Genomic DNA, 21827 nt, shown 5'->3' on the forward strand with positions numbered 1-21827 from the left:
CGCTTTATCCGGATTAACCTTGCGGGTGAGGGCTGTTTTTACGCCAAGGCCAGAGAGTTAACATGCTGTCATCGCATCACGGCACGGCCTTTCAGTGCTGCCGTGACTGACATGATCTTTAGGAGAGACTCTGATGAAAGCCATTGGTTACTACGCTGCCGGTTCCGTTGATCGTGACGACGCCCTGGTCGATATCGAACTCGAGACACCGGTCGCCACCGGTCACGACCTGCTGGTCAAGGTTGCCGCGGTGTCTGTGAATCCGGTGGATTACAAGATTCGTGAGAGCCGCGAGCCGGCCGCCGGCGAAGCTGCCGTCATCGGGTGGGACGCCGTGGGCGAAGTCGTCGCCATCGGTGACAAGGTCACGGCCTTCGCCCCGGGCGACAAGGTCTGGTATGCCGGTGATCTCACCCGCGCCGGCACCAACAGCGAATTCCACCTGGTGGATGAGCGTATCGTCGGCCATGCGCCCAAATCCGTGGCGGCCCATGAGGCGGCTGCGCTGCCGCTGACCACGCTGACCGGCTTCGAGATGCTGTTCGATCGTCTGCGTGTCACCGAGCCGGTGCCGGGTGCTGCACGTGCCATCCTGATCATCGGCGGGGCCGGTGGCGTGGGCTCCATCACCATCCAGCTGCTGCGTGAGCTGACTGACCTGACCATCATCGCCACGGCGTCACGTCCCCAGACCCGCGAGTGGGTGAAGTCACTGGGCGCGCATCACGTCATCGACCACAGCCAGCCGCTGCCGGCCCAGATCGAGGCGCTGGGCATCGGTGCCCCGGCCTTCGTGTTCTCGACCAACTTCTCCGAGCACTACGCGCCGCAGGTCGCCGAATTGATCGCGCCGCAGGGCCGTTTCGGCATGATCGATGACCCGGAGACCCTCGATGTGGTGCCGTTCAAGCCCAAGGCCGTTTCCATCCATTGGGAGCTGATGTTCACTCGCTCACTGTTCACCACCGCCGATATCACGCGTCAGGGCGAGATTCTCACCAAGGTGGCGGGTCTGCTGGACACTGGCAGAATCACCTCCACCGCGACGGAAACCTTCGGCACCATCAACGCCGAGAACCTCAAGCGCGCGCATGCCTTGCTGGAAAGCGGCAAGGCCAAGGGCAAGATCGTCCTCGAAGGCTTCTGATCGAAGCCACTGTCGAGGCGGTGATGTGAAAGGAGTGCGGCCGGGCAACCGGTCGCACTCCTTTTCGTGAAAGACACTCTCATTGCCACCCGGCACTCACAAGCCGCCTTGTCTGCTGGGGAGTGCCGGGTGGCTGATACAATGATGGAACCCTGTCATGGGCATACAGCGCCTTGATCATGTGAACCTGCGAACCGGACAGCTGAGTGCCATGCTCCAGTGGTATGGCGATGTGCTGGGGCTGCACAGCGGGCCGCGTCCCGATTTCCCCTTCGCCGGTGCCTGGCTTTACGCCGGGGACGTGGCAGTCATCCATCTCATCGACATCGGTTGCCTGCCAGCGATCAGCAGTGATGCCAGTCTCCGGCTTGAGCATTTCTCGCTTGCCGCCACGGATATCTAGGCATTCGAGGCGCGCCTGGCGGCGTCCCGTACGCACTATCAGCGTATCGCGCTCGCGGGCTCGTGCAACTGCACATGCGAGATCCGGACGGCAATCATCTGCATCTCGATTTTGCCACCGCACCCTGCAGCGCCGTGGCCTGATCTGGCTCTTGGAGGTCATATCTGGCGCCAAGTGGCTGCCAGACTTGAGGAAAGCGTGTAGATCGTGCGTTATCCAACCGCAAATTGCGCCGCTGACGCGATAAGCTGATGGTAGGGAATGGCGATCTGGAACCCAGGGTGTCCAGCCGTCAGCAGGATGGCCTGAGCTGGACTCAGCACATCGCACGCATACGCAATCTGCCGAGGAGGCCAACATGGCGAAGCGGTCATTTGCGGTACTGACCCTGATGTTGTCGTTGCTGGGTGCTGGCCTCGTGCAGGCTGACTCGGCGGGTGATGGCAATGATGACAAGGACGAGGAGCGTCTGCGCCAGAAGCATCATGATCTGGAAGGTCAGGTAAAGGCGCAGCGCGTTCAGGCGCAACAGATGCGGGAATTGAAGAAGATCCAGCACCAGGAAAAGTTGGCTGAGAAGAAATCAGTGGCAGAGGCTTCGCCGGCTCATGTCTGGAAGCGGGGCGGCAAGGTGCCGGACACTGTCGCCCGGGATGATGGTCTTCGGGTCGAGAACTGGCAGCAGCACAAGCTCTCGGAACCCGGCGCCAACCAGCGCTGGCTGCAGCTCAAGAATGCCTTCGTGCTGATGAATACCGAAAGCCATGTCATCGATGAGATCGTGCTCGAGCAGTGATGCCGCGGGTAGCGATGACATTACCTATCACTGATGCAGGCTGTCCTCATCTGGCGACGCTCTGATGGGGCACCCACCCCCTTGCGACCATGGAATACGCAGGCACCAATGCTTGCCACGCGCCATGGCGCGCCATATCAGCCATTACGAATATCTGCTTCTCGATGTCGTCATTGCGCAACAAGGATGCGTCAACTGGCGACAAGTCGTTGCGAATTGTGCGCAAAAGTGGAGGTTGGCGCGCTGGCTTGCCGTGGCGAACACGAGGCGATAGTGTTCTCTCATACCGTTTATTAACACTGTTTCCTAACTCTGTCTCATGACCCAGTTTCATGACCCTGATTCACAGCCTCGGCATCCCTTGATGCCGAGTACGACGAGGAGGCCAGACATGCGCAATCGCACCCTGACCGTAATGATGATGATCTTCACCCTGATGACCGCGTCGCTGGCGCAGGCATCGCCCAACGACCGCGATGATCGTGGCGGTCCACACAACAGCCAAGGCAACCAGCACAACAGCCACGGCAACGGGCATCAGAAGAAAAAGCAGCAGGCGCGTCACGACCAGTCTCAGCGCCATGATCAGCAAAAGCATCAGGCGCAGGCCAGGCATCAAGGTCAGAAGTCACACAACTGGCGTCGCGGTGACCATGTGCCGCGCAGCTACTACTCCAACAAGCGTTACTGGGTGAGTGACTGGCGTGCTCACAAGCTGTCTGCGCCGCCGCAGGGGCATCGCTGGTTGAACATCGATGGTCGCTATGTGCTGGCGGCCGTGGCGGGCGGTGCCATTAGCGCGATCATTCTCAATCATTGAGGACAGTCAGACTGTCCGCGTCATGAAAAAGGGGCCTCCAGATGGAGGCCCCTTTTGCGTTTTGCGCTCGGCCGCTGCTGAGCTAAGCCATTGCTGCGGTCAGCCGTTGCTGTGGCAGCCATTGCTGCGGTCAGCCGTTGCTGCGGCAGCCGTTGTTGCGATTCGCAGCACAGCACTATTGCGCGAGCAGTGTCTCCAGCGCCTGGGCGACGCGCAGCAGCGCCACATCCTGACCCTGAGGGCGCGACAGCATCAGGCCCAGCGGCTCTTCGTTCACCGCTGCTGGTGCCGGAATCGAGATCGAGCTGGCATCCAGGTAGTTGAAGACGCTGGTGTTGCGCAGCGCGCGCTTGTTGAGCTGGGCGAAGAGCGCGCCATCCTGCTCCAGCAGGTCACGACGCGGGGCACGCATGGCAACGGTCGGCATCAGCACCGCATCGACATCCTGCACCTGCTGAGCGAAGCGTTGCTGGATGGCGGTGCGCGGCCACAGGCGCGCCAGATACTCGCTGGAGGTGATGTCGCGCCCGCCGTTCAGGCGTTCGGCGATCAGCGGATCATACTGGGCTTCGTGGGCGGCCAGCAGTTCGTGATGCACGGCGGCCGCTTCCGGAATGACCAGCCCGCCGCGCTGATTGATGGCGTAAGCGGCCTCGATGGCTTCGACCGGCGCACGCTGGAGGCGAACCCCCAGACCCTCGAGCCGTTCCAGCAGGGCGGCGAAGTCGGCGGCCACATCGGCATCCACTTCACTGACCAGCTCGCTCTCCGGCACCAGCAGCGTCAGCGGTCGAGTGAGCGGCGTCGGGTCAGCGACCTCACCGCTCAGGACTTCCCACAGGAGGCGACAGCAGGCGACGCTGGGCGCGATGGGGCCGATGCAGTCCAGGCTGGGTGACAGCGGGAAGGCGCCATCTCCCGGCACGCTGGCCTGTGACGGCTTGAAGCCCGTCAGGCCACAGAAGGCCGCCGGAATCCGCAGCGAGCCGCCGGTATCGCTGCCCAGGGTCGCAGCTGCCAGCCCGAAGGCGACGGAGGCGGCGCCGCCGGAGGTCGAGCCGCCGGTGATGCGCTCGCCATCGAAGGGGTTGGGCGGCGTGCCGACATGCGGGTTCAGGCCCAGGCCAGAGAACGCGAACTCGCTCATGCTGGTGCGGCCGGCATGCAGGATACCGGCGGCTTTCAGGCGGCTCAGCGCCACAGCGTCCTGATCGGCTGGTTGGCTTGCTGCCAGTGCCCGCGAGCCTGCCAGCGTCGTCATGTCGGTCTCGTCGAAGAGGTCCTTGATCGAGACCGGAACACCCCCCAGCGGCAACGACGTCGCCGCCGCCTTGAGTTGCTGCTGAGCGGCGGCCTGCACACTCATGCCAGCATCATCGCGGCTGATGATGCTGTGGCTGGCGCTCTCGCCCAGGGCCTGATGGCGCTCGGCAAGCACCGTGGCGGTCTGCTCGGGGCCGAAACTGCCTGTCTGATAGGCGGCCAGCAACTGCGTCAACGTGCGCTGGCGGGGCGAGCGCGCCCAGAATTCACGCGCCTGCTCAAGGCGCTTGTGCTCATCACTCATGCCACCACCTCAAGTTCTTCCACCTCATAACGGTGCTCGATGCGACGACCGGTCTGCGGGTCGATCAGGCGCATGGTAAAGCTCGGGCTGGGGCGGATGCCACCGATCGCCGGCACGGTGCCGCACAGCAGCACGCTGTTGGGGGCCAGGCTGCCGTCCTTGGCGATACCGGCCGGCAGGCGCTCCATCAGGGTGGCGACCGGCAGCAGCTCAGCGAGAGTGCCCTGCTGATAGCGCACGGTCTTGCCGGCGTCTTCGATCTCGCTTTCGATCTCGAGGCTGTCCCAGTGGTCGATGACCTCACTGAGCTTCCAGGCGTGGCGGGCAATCGGCTTGGCGCACAGCTGCTTGGATTCGGCGACGCCGACGGCTTCGAGCTTGCGGTCGGTGTGGTCCGAGGCGATCGTCACCCACAGGGTGCCCTCGGCGTCGCTGACCAGACAGGTCTCGACCTCACCGGAGCCTTCGCCGCCGAGCATCGCGACCTGTGAGGCCTGGGTCAGGGTCTCGCGGGTCACGCGGTAGAACAGCGGGGTCTGGGAGGGCGGCGCCACGCCCAGCAGCTTGAGCTCGTCGATATGGTGCTGCACGCCCGCCTGGTCGCGTCCGGCCCAGCCGGCAATCGCGACGCGCTGGACATCAAGGGTGAATTCGCCGTTGTCATGGGTAAAGGTCAGCATGGGAATCGCTCCGTTATCGGGGGTTGTCGTTGTTCTGTGCAGGAAGTCTTGAGTGAACGGTGTTGCGCCAATGACACCTGCCGGCTTGCCAGCAGGTGCCTCGCAAAAGTGGATTTACAGCGCCGAAGGCAGCCACAGCGCGATCTGCGGGAAGGCCACCAGCAGCGCGGCCATCACCAGCATCGCGCCCAGATACGGCAGGGTGCCGATGATGACGTCGGCGAAGGCTTCGCCACGCCGTGAGGCCTGCACGATGTAGAGGTTCAGGCCGACTGGCGGGGTGATCAGTGCCAGCTCGACGAACAGGATCATCACGATGCCGAACCACACTTTGTCGTAACCGGCCGCCGCGATCAGCGGAGTGACGATGGGGATGGTGATGACCATCAGCGACAGGGTCTCGATGAAGAAACCGAGCACGATGAACAGTGCGATCACCGCCATCAGCAGCGCGAAGGGCCCCAGGTCATAGGCCTCGAGCAGGCCGGTGACCTGCTGGACCATGCCGGAGGAGGCCAGCGCGAAGTTGAGGAAGGAGGCCGCCATGATGATGAACAGGATCATCGAGGTGGTCTTGACGGTGCCATCCAGCGCGCGGCTGATCATCGACAGATTCAGCGAGCGGTTGATGGCGGCGAGGCCCAGCGAGGCCAGCACGCCGATGGCGGCGGCTTCGGTCGGCGTCGCCCAGCCCAGATAGATGGAGCCGACGATGACGATGAACAGCACCAGCAACGGCAGCAGGAATGACAGGCTCTTGATGCGTGTGCTCCAGCTGGCGCTCTGACGCGGGCCGCCCAGTGACGGCTTCCAGACACATAGCAGCAGCGAGGCCAGCATGAACAGCGCCGCCAGGCCGAGGCCCGGCACCAGGCCGGCCATGAACAGCTTCGGGATGGAGGTCTCGGTCAGGAAGCCATAGACGATCAGGTTGATCGACGGCGGAATCAGGATGCCCAGGGTGCCGCCCGCGGCGATGCTGCCGCAGAACAGCTTGGCGTCATAACCGAGCTTCTTGCCCTGGGGAAGTGCCACGGTCGAGACCGTGGCCGCCGTGGCCACCGAGGAGCCGGAGGTCGCCGAGAACAGCGCCGAGGTGGTGATGTTGGCGTGCAGCAGGCCGCCTGGCAGCCACGACAGCCAGTGGTCCATGGCGCGGTAGGCCTTCTCGGCGATGCCGGCGCGCACGATGATCTCGCCCATCAGCACGAACAGCGGAATCGCGATCAGCAGGAAGGAGTCCGCGGCAGACCACAGGTTCTGGCCCAGCGCCTTGGTCAGCGGGAAGAAGGAATAGAACTGGTCGATCCCGAAGGCGAGCAGGAAGAGGGTGACCGCAACGGGAATGCCGGCCAGCAGCAGGGTGAGGATACCCACCGAAAGAAAGCCCAACATCAGCGAGTCTCCTTGGTCGTGGAGGCAGCCTGGGCCAGAGCCCCTTCGCTTTCTCCGTGATCGGGGCCGGCCAGTGTCTCGAGCGTGGTGGTATCACGCAGACAGGCGGCAACGAGAACGCGCAGTCCCAGCACGCTGGTGGTGATCGCGAACCAGGCATAACCGGACAGCCACAGCAGCTGCGGAATCCACAGCGGTGTCGCCAGCGGGGTGTTGGCGGTGGAGCCGTTGCTCAACGACTTGCCGAGCACCGGCCAGGCATTGATCAGAATCACCCAGGCCACCAGGTTCAGCGCCAGCATCGCGAGGATATCAAGGGTGTGGCGCGAGAAGGCCGGCAGCTTGCCGTGCACGACATCGATACGGATGTGGGCGCGCTCCATCAGGGTGTGGGAAAGGCCCCACGCCGAGAGCATCGCCAGCACATACCCGGCATATTCGTGCACGCCGGGCAGCGGATGATTGAACAGTTGGCGCATCAGGATCTCGGCGCCGATGAAGACCACGACGGCCAGCAACAACAGGCCCATCAGGCGTGCGGCGTGGCGTGATATCGCGCGTGTCAGTGACACGAGGACATCGAGTGCGTGAAGGAAGGAGTTCATGAGTCGGGTCCTGCTGGGGCGCTGAACGAAGGCCGCTTTCTCGAGAAAGCCTGCTTATGAAGCCTGCTTTTGAAAGCTTGCGCTTGAATACACAGGCGCGAGTCGTTCAGCGCTACGTCTCTGGGGAACATGTCTGCCACGTCGGGACAGGGCGGGGCTATCGGCACCTGCTCGCGAACAGGCTTCGGTGAGCAGGTGCCGCTGGATCACTCCGCGCTGGCGGTCAGGCCGACGACCTTGCCGACGCTCTCGTTCCAGGTCTTGCGCGTCTCGGCATCGACACGCGCCGCCCAGGCAGGCAGGACGGTGTCTTCGAGCGCCGCACGTGCGCGCTTGGCGTCGTCGTCGCTGAAGTCGACCAGCGTCATGTCGGCGCTCTTGCCCAGCGGGCAATCGCCTTCACCGGTCAGGCAGGCCACGCCACGCGCGGTCTCGCCACGCGCGTTTTCCCACACCGGCGCGGTGAACTCGCTATCCACCTGTTGCTGGATCAGAGTCTGGGTCTCGGCGCCCAGGCCCTGCCACTTGTCCTGATTGATGGCGGTGATCACGTAATCCCAGCCACCCAGCGGCAGCGGCATCAGGTGGCTGGACACTTCATGCCAGCCGGCGCTGTAGCCGGAGAGCGAACCGGTGACGGCGCAGTCGATGACGCCACGCTCCAGGGAGCCGGGCACCTCGTTGAAGGCGATGTTGAGGCTCTGTGCGCCCAGCGCCTCGATGAACTCACCGGTGGAGCGGCCGCTGGCACGCACCTTCTTGTCCTGCAGGCCATCGAGCCCTTCGATCGGGGTGTTGCAGAACAGCACCTGAGCCGGATACGGCACGATGGCCAGCACGTGGCTGTTGAAGCGCTTGTTCATGGTGGACTCCGCCAGGGGGCGGAAGGCCTCGGCGACCTGCTGCGCTTCCTCGGCAGTGGGGGCCATCATCGGCAGGTCCAGCCCTTCGAGTTCCGGCGCATCGGACACGGTGTAGTCGGCCACGGTCATGCCGACATCGAAGACACCATCGCCCAGATAGCGATAGACGTCGGAGCCGGGGATGCCCATCTGGTCGAAGGTGGTCACCTGGGTGCTGAGTTCACCGTTGCTGGCGGCCGGGAGGGTCTCGCTCCAGAACGGCTTCTCGAACTGACGGTTGAGCTCCAGGCTGCTCCAGCTGCCTACCACGTTGAGGGTATCGGCAGCATTGGCGCTACCGGCGGCGGCGAGTGCGAGACCAAGGGCGGAGAGGGCAAAACGTGTCTTCATGGGAATCACCATTGTTGTTGTGCATCTGGTGTTATCGGAAAAGCTTGTTGGCTGCATCTTTGCGGGGTGTGTCTTTCCCGCTGCTGTCCTGTGCGTTGCTGTGCTGTGTTTCGATTCGCGGTGCGTCCCTGCACTGCGCCGGGCGTGATGAGTGCGGATTTCTCTCATGCCCGGCAGTACGCCTGGCAGCAGGTCATCCGTACTTGAGGCGATGATTGGGAATGTCGGTAATCAGCATGTGCCCCGGGCTATGCGCGATCGCCAATGGCAGTCGGGCATTCTCCAGCGCCAGTTGTGGTGTGACGCCACAGGCCCAGAATACCGGCATGTCACCTGTCTCAAGCGTAGGCGCATCGCCGAAGTCGGGGCTTTCGATATCGGAAATACCGATCAAGGCGGGGTCGCCCAGATGGACGGGGGCACCGTGCACACGAGGCATGTCGGTGGTGATCTGGATCGCGCGAATGGCGTGCGCCGCCGACATCGGGCGCAGGGATACCACCAGGTTGCCGTGGAAACGACCGGCACTGATCAGCGGAATATTGGTGCGATACATCGGCACGTTGCGCTTCAGGCGCGCATGGCGAACCTCGACACCCTCGTTGAGCAGTGCCTCTTCGAACGAGAACGAGCAGCCGATGGAAAACGCCACGAAATCGTCCTGCCACAGGGCGGCGATATCCTCGCGCGTTTCCTCAAGCTTGCCGTGACGATAGATGTGGTAGGCCGGCAGGTCGTGGCGCAGGTCGATGTTCTCACCGAGCCCTGTCGGGGCGGGAGAACCGACGGCCGTGACATCCAGCAACGGGCAGGCCTTGGGGTTGGCCTGGCAGAATTGCAGGAATTCGCCGGCAGCCTCGGCTGGCAGGATGATCAGGTTGGTCTGGGCGTAGCCGGCAGCGATACCGCTGGTGTGGCTGGCCCAATGACCGCTGCGGATCTGCTCGCGCGCCTCGCGGGGGGACGACGCGGCACTGAGAAGTGTCTGGGGCATCGTTGGAGCTTCTTGTGAAGTTGTTGTTGTCTGTCTTCACCATAAGAAGCGCACTCAGATAAATCCAATCGATTTTTATCGAGTTAAGCCATCGGAAATTCCTTTCATGTGGCGCGGGTCAGTAGAAACATCATGGCCGAAAGGGACGCTATGCAGGGTATGAAAGCCCGATAAGATCAGGCGATTCGTGAATGCGCCTCCTGATCCTGGCGGGCGATCTCGATGGCGAGTTCACACACGCCTTCGGCGAGGGCGCTTTCCATATGGGTCGGCCAGGAGGCGGTGAAGGTCAGTTCGGGCAGGTCGCAGGGCAGGCTGAGCAGGGTGCCCTGGCGGATTTCCTCGGCAACGATACGTGGCGGGATGGCGCCGACGCCCAGGCCATCCAGCGTCATGCGCACGATGGTCCACAAGGAGCTTGAGCAATGCAGCTTCACGTCATCCAGCCCCATCTGATGGAGCATGGAGCCAAGTTCATGGTGCGGCCGACTGTTGCGGGCAAACGAGATCAGCGGCAGATGATTCAGGCGCCGCAACGAGAAGTTGTCTTCGGTAAAGCCCAGCGCGGGGCTGATCACGAAGCCCATCGTGTAGTTGCAGAGAAAACGATTGAGCACACTCTCAGCCGTCACCGGCCCCATCAGAAAGGCGAGGTCGATATCGCCGGCGGTGAGCATGGCGGCAAGTCCCGGGGAGCTGTCGACCTCGAGTTCCAGCGTGAGGTCTGGATAGCGGCGCGCCAGTTCGGCCAGAAAACCGGGCAGCCAGCTATGCGCGACGGTCTCGACGACGCCCAGTCGCAGCACGCCCTGGAAGGGCGTATTCAATTCCATCATGGATAGCGCTTTCTGGCGCGCTTCCAGCAGTGCCTCGGCGTGGCGATAGAATTCGCGCCCCTTGAGCGTCGGCTGTACCGGTCGGCGAGTGCGCTCCAGCAGGCGGGTCTCCAGCGTGGTTTCCAGCTTGTTGATGCGTTCGGAGATCGAGGGCTGGGTCAGATGCAGGTGCTGGGCGGCCAGTCGGAACGACCCCAGGCGCGTGATCCACACGAAGGCTTCCACTTCCTTGAAATCGAACATGGCCAGATCCTGTCGTGATTGATGCCGCAAGCTTGAGGCTCACATTACCACTCGTTGAGAAATTGCGTTCTCGATGGCGTACATTCCGGTACGATATGGAGCATCGAGAAATGCGTATTTTCATGAAAAGGAATGATGATGAAGTCTAGCGTGCGAGTTGTCAGCCTGGTGATGCTGAGTGCCCTTTTCGTGGCAGGGTGCAGTTATACACCGGCGCGGATCGATGCCGAGCCAATCATCGAGATCGGTGATGGACACCATGACCACAAGCGTGGAGGCGGTGACTTCTGCCCGCCGGGGCAGGCCAAGAAAGGTAACTGCTGATCACGTCGAACCAGAAGGAGCCGCTCATGCGGCTCCTTTTTCGTTGTCGATCGCTTCCCGATATGGGCCTCTGGAGTCGCTCGGTCTGCAAGGATATCCTGCGTGATCCGAGTCTTGCCTCTTCCTCCACTGCTGCTGGCGGGTACTGTCTCCATGCTCAATCCCAAGGCGCTGACGGCGCTGAATGAAATCATCCGCCGGGGCTCACTGCGCCGAGCGGCGCGACATCTGAATCTCGACCCTTCAGCGGTGAGCCGCCAGATCAAGCAGCTGGAAGAAGAGGTGGGTGTCGCGCTGTGCGAGCGCAGCGAGACGGGTATGCGCGCCACCCAAGCCGGGGTGTTGCTGCTGGATCACTTTCATCGCCAGCAGGCGGCGGAGGCGGCAGCGCTCTCACAGCTGAGCGCCTTGCAGGGCCTGCGCAGCGGTGAGGTGAGAATCGCGGTGGGCGAAGGCTTCATTGCCGATCTGATCTCGCTGCCGTTGCAGAGCTTCATGGCACGTCATCCCGGCATCGAGGTCGTGGTGCGCATGGCGGGGGTGAATGAGGCGACTGAGCTGTTGCGCGACTTCGAGGTGGATATCGCGCTGCTCTACGCCCCGCCCGTCGATCCGATTCTTTGCTGTCATGTGGAGACCTGCCAGCCGCTGGATCTGATCGTGCCGGCGGAGCATCCACTACTCGAGATCGCAGAGCCGTTGACGCTTTCGCAGGTGGCGCAGTGGCCGCTGGCACTGATCGATGAATGCACCGGCATGCGTCAGATGGTCAATCAGGCGGCGCAGCAGGAGCGAGTCTCGCTGCGCGCGCAGTTGCGCACCAATTCCGTGTCGGTGCTCAAGAATTTCGTGCGTTCGGGGATCGGCGTGACCTTCATGCCGGAGTTGAGCGTGGTGGAGGAGCTGCGGCGCGGTGATATCTGCCTGCTGCCGATGCAGCACCCCGCGCTGGCGACGACCCGTGCGCAGATGTGTACGCGGCGTGGGCGCGAGATGACTGTCGCCGTCGAGGCCTGCGTCACCCATCTTCAGCAGGGCCTGCGATTCTTTACCGCGGATGCGCCACGATTGCTGGGCAAGTGACGTTCGACCAGTGCCATTCGCCGCGTGACATTCAAGCAGCATCGCTTGACGCACAGGCCAGGGTATCGGTGCTGACGGGCGCTTGTTCAGCTCTATCTCCTCACACGGCTGTCCCCTTGCACTGGCCATTCTCTCGCTCAGTGCAGCATGTCACAGAACTTCCCGACTGCCCCGTACAGCTCATGCTGGCGGGGCAGTCGTCGTCAGGCAGGGCACTATTCAGGCGCTTTTTCAGGTGTGGACGAAAAAACAACACTCAGGCGATTGATTAGTCTACAGCGGCAACGCTACTTTCGAGGTGTGAAGGCGAAAGTCCCTCACCTTGACTGGCCGCAGGGCCGCACTGACAAAGGCGGCGTCACTCCCGCCGCATACAACGAATATTTACAACAACAAAAGGGAATCCACATGTCCTTGTCCAAGACATCTCTGCTGCGCAAGACGCTCACCGGTTCCACTCTGGCGCTCAGCCTGCTGGCGGCCAGCGTGCAGGCCCAGACCATCAACCTCAGCTACAACGGTGCACCGGATGCCGACAAGAACGCGGTGCATGTCTTTGCCAGCAATCTGAAGACCCTGGTGGAAGAGAAGACCGACGGCGAGCTGGAGCTCAAGCTCTATCCCAACAGCATGCTGGGCGAGGAGCAGGAGCGCATGGAGCAGGTGATCAGCGCCCCGAATCTGAATATCGCCTCCTTCGCGGGCATGGCGCCCATCGTGCCGGAAGTCTATGTCAGCGCGACGCCGTTCATGTTCGACGGCTTTGATGAGGCGCGCCGTTTCTTCGATGAGGGGCAGTACTGGCAGCAGGTGCAGCAGCTATTCAGCGAGCGCACCAATGGCGCCGAGATTCTGGCCGTCGTGGAGGAAGGGGGCTTTCTGGCCTTCACCAACGACAAGCGCCCGATCACCAGCCCTGACGATTTCGAAGGCCTGCGCTTTCGCGCGATGGACCCAAGCCAGGTAGCGCTCTACGAGGCCTTCGGTGCCTCGGGCACGCCGATTCCGTGGACGGAGGTCTACATGGCGCTGCGCACGGGGGTGGCGGATGGTCAGATGAACCCGCCGATGTACATCCTGCTGGGCAGTCTGCAGGAAGTGCAGAAGTACCTGACACTGGCCAACATCCAGTATTCCGATCAGTTCCTGGTCGCCAATGGTCAGCTGCTCGAGAGCCTGTCGGATGAGGAGCGCACGGCACTTCTCGAGGCGGTTCAGGAAGCCAATGCCCAGGCCCGTCAGGACAACCAGAGCCAGGTCGAATCACGCATCGCCTCGCTGGAAGAGCAGGGCATGCAAGTGATCCGCCCGAGCGAAGCTGATCTCGAGGCATTTCGCAGCAAGGGCCAGCCGGCCTATCTCGAGTGGCTCAAGAGCCAGGACATCGCGCCAGAGCTGATTGATACCGCCATGAAGGATGCCGGCCTGTCCTCGTGATGGCCTGTCGCGATGGTCTGTTGAGATGGTCTTTCGAGATGACCAGTCGCGATGACCTGACACGCTGACTCGGTGAAAGGCGAGTGACGCTCAAGCATCAGCGAGCATCCCGCTGCGGTACCCGGTGCCCGGGCAATGATAGTCCGGGCATCGAGGCTCTGAATTTCCCTCCTTGCTGGTGGATTGCGGTAAATGACTTCCATGACTCCTTCACGACAGCCTTCCCTGCGGGAAGGCCTGCTGCTTGCCTGTGGCCGCGTGACACTGGCGATAGCGGCGGTACTGCTGGCTTCCACGGTGCTGATCATGCTCTACGGCGTGGTGATGCGCTATGTACTGGGCGGCGCGCCCATCTGGGTCGATGAGCTGACCCGCTATCTCATCATCGCCAGTGTCATGCTGGCGATCGGCGTCGTCTGGGCGGAAGGGGCGCACATGCGCGTGGCGCTGCTGGAACGGCGTCTGCCTCCGCGCATGGCCACGGCGCTGATCCATTACCAGTGGTGGCTGACGCTCGTGCTGATGGCGGGCGCGACCTGGATGACCTGGCACTACGCCATGTCGGCAAGCATGTTCCGCACCATGGGGCTGGGCGTCAGCCGCAGCGTGCCGATGCTGTCGATGCCGATCGGCTTCGCGCTGATCACGGCCCAGGTGCTGCTGCATGGCCCACGGCCACTGACATCCCCGGCGCTTGAGATCGCGCCGGACGAGGAGGTCGACGAGCCTGCGACACACGATGACAGGAATGGAGGGCCACGCACATGATCTGGGCAATGTTGGCCATCTTCGTCGTGCACGTGCTGCTGGGCCTGCCGCTGTTTCTCTCCCTGCTCGTCACCGCCGTGACCGGCTTCCTGTTCGTCGATATTTCGATGCTGGAGCGCCTCGGGCCACAGCAGTTCTTCGGTGGCATCAATGCCTTCTCGCTGATGGCGATTCCGCTGTTCATTCTCGCCGGCAACCTGATGAACATCAGTGGCCTGACCGAACGCCTCATGCGTCTTGCACGCCTGATGGTCGGACATCTGCGCGGTGGCATGGGCCATGTCAATGTCGTCTCCAGCGTGTTCTTCGCTGGCGTCAATGGTTCGGCGGTCGCCGATACTTCCGCGCTGGGCTCGCTACTGGTGCCGGCCATGCGCAAGGAGGGCTATTCGACTTCCTTTGCCGCAGGTCTGACGGCGGGCAGCTCGTTGATCGGGCCGATCATCCCGCCCAGCATCTTCATGATCCTCTACGCTTCGCTGACCAACACCTCCGTGGGCAGCCTGTTCCTGGCCGGTGTCGTACCCGGTCTGGTGCTGGCGGTGGCATTCATGGCGATGAATGCCTGGTATGCCCGGCGTCATGGTCTGCAGGCACGTGGCCAGGCACCGGCACGTCGCGAAGTGATCGCGGCGGTCATCGGGGCACTGCCTGCGCTGGTGGCACCGGTGATCATCGTCTCCGGTATCGTGCTGGGCATCGTGACCCCGACCGAATCCGGCGCCTTGATCGTGGCCTATGTGCTGCTCTGCGGCTTGTGCCAGGGGCCGCTCAAGCTTGTCGATGTGTGGGGTGCCATCAAGGACACGGCCCGCCTGACCAGCGCCATCTTCGTGATCATGGCGGTGTCGTCCATCGTCAGCTGGCTGCTGTCCTATGCCCAGGTGCCCAATCAGTTCGTGGCATTGCTGACGCCTTATATCGACAGCCCGATCCTGATCCTGTTGCTGCTCAGCGCCATCACCTTCGTCACCGGCATGTTCATGGAGGAAGTCTCGGCCTTGATGCTGCTGACGCCAATCTTCGTGCCTGTGGCCATGGCCGCCGGCATCGACCCCGTGCACCTGGGTGTCATCATCACGCTCAATATCACCATCGCGCTGATCACGCCGCCGATGGGCGCCTGCGTGTTCGTGGCCGCCGCGGTCAGCAAGCTCGAGATCACCTCGCTGTTTCGCACCATCTGGCCGTTCGTGCTGGTGGCGGTCGCGGTGCTGCTGATGCTGATCATCTTCCCGCCTCTTACCCTGTGGTTGCCGACCCTGTCTGGATAACAACTCATGACGTCAACATTGAAGCGCCCAATTCCCCCCATCCCGAGTCATGATGAGCCGGACTGGACCCAGGTCACCCGAATTCCCGTCAAGGGCTGTGACAGTACTCTGGTGCCGACCAGCCTCGGGCCGTCATGTCTGAAGGTCTATCCCGCCTACGCGCGCCTCGGTATCCCCGGGGCGGTCAATGAATGTCTGGTGCGGCGTGCGGTGTATCAGCGCCTGTTGCAGGCCGCGCGCGCCTTGCCGCAAGGGCTGTCGTTGGTGGTGATGGATGGCTGGCGTCCCTGGCGGGTGCAGCAGTATCTGTTCGAGACGCTGTATCAGTCGCTCAAGACGCATGACCCCGAGCTTGATGAGGCCCAGCTGCTGGCGCGTACGCGCGAATTCGTCTCGCTGCCCAGCCGTGACCCGGACGCGCCGAGTCCGCATCTCACCGGCGGCGCCGTCGATGTCACCCTGTGTGACGCCGATGGCTTGCTGCTCGAGATGGGGACGCTGTTTGACGAGGCGACCCCCGAGTCCCACGCGGATCATTTCGAGCGTCATCCGCCTGCCGGCGATACGCCCCAGGCCGAAGCACGCGACAATCGGCGTCTGCTCTATCACGTCATGACCGAGGCCGGTTTCACCAATCTGCCCAGCGAATGGTGGCACTTCGATTTCGGTGATCAGCTCTGGGCCTGGTACCGCGGCGAACCCGAGGCGCTGTTCGGTCCGGCGGAGATGGACAGCATCGAGAGTCTCTGGAAACGCTCACTGGCGTGAAGGTGTCAGAGGCATGCCTGACAGCCGCTGGCCTGCAAGACACGAAAGCCCCGCTCGATGGCGACTCGAGCGGGGCTTTCGTTTCAGCAGCTTATGCGATCAGCGTTCAGCGGGCCGTGCCTGATGCTCAGCTGACGATCTCGGCCTGATCGAGCATGGCATGGAAGAGCACGTTGCAGCCGGCGTGCAGGTCCTTGGGCGCGGCGTTCTCGATCTCGTTGTGGCTGATGCCGCCTTCGCAGGGCACGAAGATCATGCCGGCGGGGGCGATACGGCCCATGAAGATGGCGTCGTGGCCGGCGCCGCTGACGATGTCGAGATGCGAGTAGCCGAGCTGGCTGGCGGCATTGCGCACCGCGTTCACGCAGTTGTCGGCGAAGTGTTCCGGCACGAAGTCGGCGGTGGGGGTGAGCTCGTAGGTCAGGCGATGCCGCTGACTGACGGCTTCGACGACCTCTTTCAGCTCCGCGACCATCGCGGTGAGGGAGTCGGGTTCCAGCGAGCGCAGGTCGATGGTCATGTTGACCTGCCCGGGGATGACGTTGCGCGAGCCCGGGTGGACCTGCATCACGCCCACGGTACCGCGGCCATGCGGCGCGTGATCGATGGCGATGCGATTGACGGCGACGGTGATCTCGGCCGCGCCAAGCATGGCGTCCTGGCGCAGTGACATGGGCGTGGGGCCCGCGTGCGCCTCCTGACCGGTGAGGGTCAGATCGAACCAGCGCTGACCCAGCGCGCCCATCACCACGCCGATGGTGGTCGCTTCATCTTCCAGAATCGGGCCCTGCTCGATGTGGCTCTCGAAGAAGGCGCGCACGTTCTCGCGGGGGATCTCATCGCTGCCGCGATAGCCGATGGAATCCAGTGCCTCGCCGGCGGTCACGCCGTCGCTGTCCTTCTGGGCGAGCATCTCGTGCAGTGACAACTGGCCGGTATGCACGCCGGACCCCATCATGCAGGGCGCGAAGCGACAGCCTTCTTCATTGGTCCAGACCACCACTTCCACCGGGCAGCGGGTCTTGATGTCGTGCTGGTTGAGGCTGCGCAGGACCTCAAGCCCGGCCATCACCCCGAAGCAGCCATCGAACTTGCCGCCGGTCGGCTGGGTGTCGATGTGGCTGCCGGTCATCACCGCCGGTGCGTCCGGATCGGTGCCGGCGCGGCGCGCGAAGATGTTGCCGATGGCATCGATACGGATCGTGCAACCCTCGGCCTTGCACCACTGAATGAAGAGGTCGCGCGCCTGGCGGTCCAGCTTGGTCAGCGCCTGGCGGTTGACGCCGCCCTTGGGCGTGGCGCCCAGCTCGGCCAGGGTCATCAGTGATTGCCACAGGCGATCGCTGTCGGTGCGCAGCTCGCTCAGGGTATTCGCGGGCGATGTGTCCATCTGGGCAGTGGTCATCGGCTTCATCCTCTCGTGGATATTGTTGTTGTGCTTCCGGTTCTGCTCTTGTATCAATTCCGCTCTTGTTTTGGGCTCCGCTCCTGTTTCGGTCCAGACTTCGGCTTCGGGTCAGGCTCTGCTGTCGGCCATCAGCTGCGCGGGGGTGACGAGCAACTGGTCGGCCATTTCCACCTCGAGTGCCGTCATGTGGTGCTCGGCATCCTGCATGTGTTCTGTCATGAGCTGTCTGACCTGCTCATGGTCCTCGTGGCGAAACGCCGTGATCAGGCCGGAGTGGTAATGCTGATTGGCCTGGTCGAACTGCTTGCGCTCCGGCAGGTAGGCCTTCTTGATGACGACCAGCTCATGCAGCATGTCGTTGAGGAACTGGCACATGAAGCTGAGCAGTGGGTTGGGGCAGGCGCGGGCCAGCACCTGATGGAATTCGATTTCCAGGAAGCGCTGGCGCCGCTGGTCCTCGTCCTGTGGCTGGTGACAGCTGCAGTCATGGACATTGTTCTCGAGCGTCACCAGGTCCTCTTCGCTGAGCAGGCCCACCACCGAGACCGCCATCTCGACTTCCAGCAGTCGGCGTAGCTGATAGACCTGAGCGCCATTGAGCGTCTTGAAATGCAGGAAGCTCCTCAGCATGCGGCTGGCCGGTTCCATGCTCGGCGCATTGAGCACGGCGCCGCCATTGGGCCCCGTCTTCAGGGTGATCAAGCCCTCGACCTCGAGAATCTTGAGGGCTTCGCGCAGCGTGCCCTTGGCGCAGCCGTACTGGGCCATCAGCGCCTTCTCATTGGGCAGCCGGTCGCCTTCGCTCAATCCATCGAGCACGATGCTGCGCCTCAGATCATCACTGATCAGCTCGGCCAGCTTCTGCCGCTTGGGCAGGTGGGCGCCGGAGGCGTTGGCACTGGTGCTGGCACGTGAAGTGTCTAGGGGGGAGGGCGATGTCGGCATGCGATGTCCTGAGCGGCAGCGAGTCAGTTATATTTATTCGTATAAATAAGCTTTAGTCGCGGACTCGAGCGCTGTCAAACCCCAAGGTGGCCTCAAGCGTTGCGCAGGCGATCACGCCAATGATGCGTCGCATCAAAGGCAGCGCATTGGCGAAGTCATGCGTGTCAGTCTTGAAAAGCACCTGGTCTGACATAAGGTTTCTATATTCGACCCCGCTAAAGGAGGCCTCTATGGAAACGCATGATCCTCAGCCAACGCGCGACGCCGATATCGTCATTGTCGGTGGCGGTGCCGGCGGACTCGAGCTGGCGGTTCGCCTTGCCAAGGCAGGCCACAAGGCCGTCTTGCTGATAGACCGCGACACCAGTCACGTATGGAAGCCACGACTGCATGAGATAGCGGCGGGCCTCGGGCGGCGTCAGGTCGATGAGCTGGGGTATTCCGGTCTGGCCGAGCAGTGGGGGTTCCGCTATGAGTGCGGCACACTCGAAAGCGTGGACCCTGAACAGCGCCAGATCACCCTGGCGGCGATCCCGGGCAGGGAAGACCACGCGAGCGCCGAGGTGCCGGCGCGCGTCAGGGGCTATCGTCAGCTGGTGCTGGCCCTGGGCGGTGTGACGCCGGACATGGGGGTCGAGGGTGTGCTGGAGCATGCCTGCCTGCTGGATTCCCCTGATGACGCCGAGCGCATCGCCCAGCAGTTCTCGCGTGGCCTGCTGGCCAATCATGTGGCGATGGAAAGAGCACCGACAGGCGATGCTGGCCTGTCAGCCACCCAGGGCGGCGCTCAGGTTGGCACTGAGGGAGGCACGCAAGATAGTGCCAAGGAGTCCCCGGGGCGGCCGTATCAGGTGGTGATCGTCGGCTCCGGCGCCACCGGTGTCGAACTGGCCGCCTACCTGCATGAGGCGCGTGGCATGCATGACGCCCCTGCACCCAAGGGCGCGAAGGTCGAGATCACGATTCTCGAGGCCACCGAGACCTTCATGCCCGGTGTCTCACAGGAACTGCGCGAGTCGATCCATCAGCGACTCGAGGAGCAGGGCATCAAGATCGAACTGTCGCGTCAGGTCGCCAAGGTGTCCCCCGGCAGTGTCGAGATCAGTGAAGGCGACGAGTCGGTGACGCGGGACGCGGATCTGGTGGTCTGGGCAGCAGGGCGTGTCGGGCCTGCCATCGTCGAGGAAATCGATGCCCTGGAAAGCAACAAGAAGCGTCAATTCACGGTGACGCCCGGGCTGCAATGCCTCGGCCACGACAGCATCTTCGCGCTGGGCGATTGTGCCAACATCGATGAGGCACCGCTGCCGCCCACCGCTCAGGTGGCCAGCGAGCAGGCCGAGTTTCTCGCCGATGAACTGCCGCGTCGCCAGCAGGGTGAGCCGGCTCAGGCCTTCGAGTTCAAGGACCGCGGTACCTTGCTGTCACTCTCCAGTGCCGGCAGCGTCGGTGAGCTCAGCGGCAAGTTGAGTGACAAGCTGGGCAATGCCCAGGGCAACAAGGGCAATGATGATCTGCAGGTGAGAGGACGCTTCGCGCGCGCCGCCTATCAAGGGCTGCAGCGCCAGCACCAGTTCCTGCTGCTGGGGCCGCTGAAGGGCTCCGCCGAGGTGGTCAGTGACGTGCTGCGCCGAAGCATGGGGCCGCGCCTCAAGGTGCACTGAGTCTTGAGCGGATCTTGAGTGTGCCTTGAGCGGGTATTGAGAGGCTCTTGAGTGATTCTGGAGAGGCGCTTGAGTGAGCCTTGAGAGAGTCGCCACCCAGTGATGACAGGCCGACATGCGCCGTGGTGGATTCCACTGGCGCATGTCGGCCTTGTGCTTTTTCAGGGCGTTATTGCCCCGCCGTCGTGTTCAGGAGGTCGCGCCCAGCGCGTCATGAGGTTCCTGGCGGCGTGATTCTCGCGCTGCTTCGGCTTCGCTCTGCGAGCTGGCCACCGGATAGGTGCCGGGCCTGAGAATCCGCGTGTCCACGTCGTGGATATCACGCAGTCCGCACAGGGCTAGCGTGGTGTCGAGTTCCTTGTGGATGATCTCCAGGGACTTGGTTACGCCTTGTTCGCCCATGGCGCCGAGCCCATAGAGGAAGGCGCGCCCCAGATAGACGCCCTTGGCGCCCATCGCCACCGCCTTGAGCACATCCTGTCCGGAGCGGATACCCCCGTCCATGTGGACCTCTGTCCTGTCGCCGACTGCCGCGAGAATGTCCGGCAGGGCGGAGATGGAGGAGGCGGCACCATCCAGCTGTCGTCCGCCGTGGTTGGAGACGATCACCGCATCGGCGCCTGCCTGCACGGCCAGCTCGGCATCTTCCGGCTCCATGATGCCCTTGATGATCAGCTTGCCGCCCCAGCGGTCCTTGATCCACTTGATGTCGTCCCAGCTCAGGCTCGGATCGAACTGGCTGGCGGTCCATTTCGAGAGGGAACTCAGATTCTCGGCATCCTTCACGTGGCCGGCGATATTGCCGAAGGTGTGGCGCCTGGTCTTGAGCATGCCGGCACACCAGCGCCACTTGGTGGCCAGATCGAGCACGGTCGCCACGGTGGGGCGAGGGGGCACGCTCAGGCCGTTGATCAGGTCCTTGTGGCGCTGGCCGATGATCTGCAGGTCAGCGGTGAGTACCAGCGCGGAACACTCCGCGGCCTTGGCGCGATCGATCAGTCGTCCGATGTAATCCTTGTCGCGCATCACGTAAAGCTGGAACCAGAAGGGCCGTGAGCTGACGGATGCGACGTCCTCGATGGAACAGATGCTCATGGTCGAGAGCGTGAAGGGGATACCGAAGTCACTCGCCGCGCGCGCGGCCAGCATCTCGCCATCGGCATGCTGCATGCCGGTCAGGCCAGTCGGTGCGATCGCCACCGGCATGGCCACCTCCTCGCCGAGCATCTTCGTGCGCAGAGTGCGATTGTCCATGTCGACCATCACCCGTTGGCGCAGTCCGATCGCGGCGAAATCGGCCTCGTTGGCCCGATAGGTGGACTCCGTCCACGAGCCGGAATCGGCATAGTCGTAGAACATCTTCGGCACGCGGCGTTTCGCCAGGCGTTGCAGGTCATTGATGCAGGTGATGGTCATG

Annotated in this window: 21 protein-coding genes; 11 read left to right on the forward strand and 10 right to left on the reverse strand. The window is 63.0% G+C overall.

What is annotated here, in order from left to right; all coding sequences use genetic code 11:
* The first annotated feature begins 133 nt into the window (after positions 1-133).
* The 4 genes from U0O11_RS07220 to U0O11_RS07235 all read left to right on the forward strand — a co-directional run bounded on the left by U0O11_RS07220 (position 134) and on the right by U0O11_RS07235 (position 3166).
* Positions 134-1147: a zinc-binding alcohol dehydrogenase family protein gene (locus tag U0O11_RS07220; protein WP_107334950.1), complete on the forward strand. Its 1014-nt coding sequence runs from the start codon at positions 134-136 to the stop codon at positions 1145-1147.
* Positions 1148-1304: 157 nt separating this feature from the next.
* A complete protein-coding gene (locus U0O11_RS07225; RefSeq protein ID WP_324692374.1) occupies positions 1305-1550 on the forward strand; it encodes a VOC family protein in 246 nt (81 codons plus the stop codon).
* A gap of 358 nt (positions 1551-1908) precedes the next feature.
* Positions 1909-2346: an RcnB family protein gene (locus tag U0O11_RS07230; protein ID WP_225347960.1), complete on the forward strand. Its 438-nt coding sequence runs from the start codon at positions 1909-1911 to the stop codon at positions 2344-2346.
* A 391-nt stretch (positions 2347-2737) separates the two neighbouring features.
* Complete coding sequence (locus U0O11_RS07235) at positions 2738-3166, forward strand: RcnB family protein (RefSeq protein ID WP_225347961.1); 429 nt, start codon at positions 2738-2740, stop codon at positions 3164-3166.
* Between the two features lie 175 nt (positions 3167-3341).
* Here U0O11_RS07235 and U0O11_RS07240 read toward each other — a convergent pair whose 3' ends face one another.
* The 7 genes from U0O11_RS07240 to U0O11_RS07270 all read right to left on the reverse strand — a co-directional run bounded on the left by U0O11_RS07240 (position 3342) and on the right by U0O11_RS07270 (position 10739).
* Positions 3342-4733: an amidase family protein gene (locus U0O11_RS07240; protein ID WP_225347962.1), complete on the reverse strand. Its 1392-nt coding sequence runs from the start codon at positions 4731-4733 to the stop codon at positions 3342-3344.
* Positions 4730-5413: a DUF2848 domain-containing protein gene (locus U0O11_RS07245; RefSeq protein WP_052384353.1), complete on the reverse strand. Its 684-nt coding sequence runs from the start codon at positions 5411-5413 to the stop codon at positions 4730-4732. The genes U0O11_RS07240 and U0O11_RS07245 overlap by 4 nt, the downstream gene beginning before the upstream one ends.
* Before the next feature lie 114 nt (positions 5414-5527).
* Positions 5528-6808 carry a TRAP transporter large permease gene (locus U0O11_RS07250; protein ID WP_054555981.1) on the reverse strand — a complete coding sequence of 427 codons (1281 nt, stop codon included), beginning with the start codon at positions 6806-6808 and terminating at the stop codon, positions 5528-5530.
* Positions 6808-7413: a TRAP transporter small permease subunit gene (locus tag U0O11_RS07255; RefSeq protein WP_054555982.1), complete on the reverse strand. Its 606-nt coding sequence runs from the start codon at positions 7411-7413 to the stop codon at positions 6808-6810. Before U0O11_RS07255 ends, U0O11_RS07250 begins: the two co-directional genes overlap by 1 nt.
* Positions 7414-7619: 206 nt before the next feature.
* Positions 7620-8666: a TRAP transporter substrate-binding protein gene (locus U0O11_RS07260; RefSeq protein ID WP_225347963.1), complete on the reverse strand. Its 1047-nt coding sequence runs from the start codon at positions 8664-8666 to the stop codon at positions 7620-7622.
* Positions 8667-8859: 193 nt separating this feature from the next.
* Positions 8860-9660 carry a putative hydro-lyase gene (locus U0O11_RS07265; protein WP_043332129.1) on the reverse strand — a complete coding sequence of 267 codons (801 nt, stop codon included), beginning with the start codon at positions 9658-9660 and terminating at the stop codon, positions 8860-8862.
* Positions 9661-9836: 176 nt separating this feature from the next.
* Positions 9837-10739, reverse strand: a complete 903-nt coding sequence (locus tag U0O11_RS07270) for a LysR family transcriptional regulator (RefSeq protein ID WP_213114108.1) — start codon at positions 10737-10739, stop codon at positions 9837-9839.
* 132 nt (positions 10740-10871) lie between these two features.
* Here U0O11_RS07270 and U0O11_RS07275 point away from each other — a divergent pair, with 132 nt between their 5' ends.
* From U0O11_RS07275 to U0O11_RS07300, 6 genes are all read left to right on the forward strand, one after another.
* The gene (locus U0O11_RS07275; RefSeq protein WP_043332127.1) at positions 10872-11063 is read left to right on the forward strand and encodes a hypothetical protein; all 192 of its coding nucleotides are present in this window, start codon (positions 10872-10874) and stop codon (positions 11061-11063) included.
* Positions 11064-11177: 114 nt separating this feature from the next.
* Entirely contained in the window at positions 11178-12146 is a 969-nt protein-coding gene (locus tag U0O11_RS07280) for a LysR family transcriptional regulator (protein WP_244995109.1), read from the forward strand.
* A 408-nt stretch (positions 12147-12554) separates the two neighbouring features.
* Positions 12555-13583: a TRAP transporter substrate-binding protein DctP gene (dctP, locus tag U0O11_RS07285; protein WP_054555987.1), complete on the forward strand. Its 1029-nt coding sequence runs from the start codon at positions 12555-12557 to the stop codon at positions 13581-13583.
* 201 nt (positions 13584-13784) lie between these two features.
* Positions 13785-14351, forward strand: coding sequence for a TRAP transporter small permease (locus U0O11_RS07290; RefSeq protein WP_215824304.1), 567 nt, complete (start codon positions 13785-13787; stop codon positions 14349-14351).
* Positions 14348-15625, forward strand: coding sequence for a TRAP transporter large permease (locus U0O11_RS07295; RefSeq protein ID WP_107334940.1), 1278 nt, complete (start codon positions 14348-14350; stop codon positions 15623-15625). Before U0O11_RS07290 ends, U0O11_RS07295 begins: the two co-directional genes overlap by 4 nt.
* Positions 15626-15631: 6 nt before the next feature.
* Complete coding sequence (locus U0O11_RS07300; protein WP_225347967.1) at positions 15632-16393, forward strand: M15 family metallopeptidase; 762 nt, start codon at positions 15632-15634, stop codon at positions 16391-16393.
* Between the two features lie 127 nt (positions 16394-16520).
* On the opposite strand, the gene U0O11_RS07305 is transcribed toward U0O11_RS07300, so the two are convergent.
* The gene (locus U0O11_RS07305; protein ID WP_225347968.1) at positions 16521-17798 is read right to left on the reverse strand and encodes a Zn-dependent hydrolase; all 1278 of its coding nucleotides are present in this window, start codon (positions 17796-17798) and stop codon (positions 16521-16523) included.
* A 111-nt stretch (positions 17799-17909) separates the two neighbouring features.
* Entirely contained in the window at positions 17910-18746 is an 837-nt protein-coding gene (locus U0O11_RS07310; RefSeq protein WP_225347969.1) for a FadR/GntR family transcriptional regulator, read from the reverse strand.
* A gap of 230 nt (positions 18747-18976) precedes the next feature.
* Between U0O11_RS07310 and U0O11_RS07315 the strand changes: the two genes are divergently transcribed.
* A complete protein-coding gene (locus U0O11_RS07315; RefSeq protein WP_324692375.1) occupies positions 18977-20410 on the forward strand; it encodes an NAD(P)/FAD-dependent oxidoreductase in 1434 nt (477 codons plus the stop codon).
* A gap of 189 nt (positions 20411-20599) precedes the next feature.
* Here U0O11_RS07315 and U0O11_RS07320 read toward each other — a convergent pair whose 3' ends face one another.
* A complete protein-coding gene (locus U0O11_RS07320) occupies positions 20600-21826 on the reverse strand; it encodes an alpha-hydroxy acid oxidase (RefSeq protein ID WP_279836260.1) in 1227 nt (408 codons plus the stop codon).
* Position 21827: the final 1 nt, after the last annotated feature.

The sequence above is a fragment of the Cobetia sp. D5 genome (genome assembly GCF_035666195.1).
Taxonomy (GTDB): Bacteria; Pseudomonadota; Gammaproteobacteria; order Pseudomonadales; family Halomonadaceae; genus Cobetia; species Cobetia amphilecti.

Coding starts and splice junctions, on each gene's coding strand:
- U0O11_RS07220 (WP_107334950.1), top strand. CDS start 134: ATGAAAGCCATTGGTTACTACGCTGCCGGTTCCGTTGATCGTGACGAC.
- U0O11_RS07225 (WP_324692374.1), top strand. CDS start 1,305: ATGGGCATACAGCGCCTTGATCATGTGAACCTGCGAACCGGACAGCTG.
- U0O11_RS07230 (WP_225347960.1), top strand. CDS start 1,909: ATGGCGAAGCGGTCATTTGCGGTACTGACCCTGATGTTGTCGTTGCTG.
- U0O11_RS07235 (WP_225347961.1), top strand. CDS start 2,738: ATGCGCAATCGCACCCTGACCGTAATGATGATGATCTTCACCCTGATG.
- U0O11_RS07240 (WP_225347962.1), bottom strand. CDS start 4,733: ATGAGTGATGAGCACAAGCGCCTTGAGCAGGCGCGTGAATTCTGGGCG.
- U0O11_RS07245 (WP_052384353.1), bottom strand. CDS start 5,413: ATGCTGACCTTTACCCATGACAACGGCGAATTCACCCTTGATGTCCAG.
- U0O11_RS07250 (WP_054555981.1), bottom strand. CDS start 6,808: ATGTTGGGCTTTCTTTCGGTGGGTATCCTCACCCTGCTGCTGGCCGGC.
- U0O11_RS07255 (WP_054555982.1), bottom strand. CDS start 7,413: ATGAACTCCTTCCTTCACGCACTCGATGTCCTCGTGTCACTGACACGC.
- U0O11_RS07260 (WP_225347963.1), bottom strand. CDS start 8,666: ATGAAGACACGTTTTGCCCTCTCCGCCCTTGGTCTCGCACTCGCCGCC.
- U0O11_RS07265 (WP_043332129.1), bottom strand. CDS start 9,660: ATGCCCCAGACACTTCTCAGTGCCGCGTCGTCCCCCCGCGAGGCGCGC.
- U0O11_RS07270 (WP_213114108.1), bottom strand. CDS start 10,739: ATGTTCGATTTCAAGGAAGTGGAAGCCTTCGTGTGGATCACGCGCCTG.
- U0O11_RS07275 (WP_043332127.1), top strand. CDS start 10,872: ATGATGATGAAGTCTAGCGTGCGAGTTGTCAGCCTGGTGATGCTGAGT.
- dctP (WP_054555987.1), top strand. CDS start 12,555: ATGTCCTTGTCCAAGACATCTCTGCTGCGCAAGACGCTCACCGGTTCC.
- U0O11_RS07290 (WP_215824304.1), top strand. CDS start 13,785: ATGACTCCTTCACGACAGCCTTCCCTGCGGGAAGGCCTGCTGCTTGCC.
- U0O11_RS07295 (WP_107334940.1), top strand. CDS start 14,348: ATGATCTGGGCAATGTTGGCCATCTTCGTCGTGCACGTGCTGCTGGGC.
- U0O11_RS07300 (WP_225347967.1), top strand. CDS start 15,632: ATGACGTCAACATTGAAGCGCCCAATTCCCCCCATCCCGAGTCATGAT.
- U0O11_RS07305 (WP_225347968.1), bottom strand. CDS start 17,798: ATGACCACTGCCCAGATGGACACATCGCCCGCGAATACCCTGAGCGAG.
- U0O11_RS07310 (WP_225347969.1), bottom strand. CDS start 18,746: ATGCCGACATCGCCCTCCCCCCTAGACACTTCACGTGCCAGCACCAGT.
- U0O11_RS07315 (WP_324692375.1), top strand. CDS start 18,977: ATGGAAACGCATGATCCTCAGCCAACGCGCGACGCCGATATCGTCATT.
- U0O11_RS07320 (WP_279836260.1), bottom strand. CDS start 21,826: ATGACCATCACCTGCATCAATGACCTGCAACGCCTGGCGAAACGCCGC.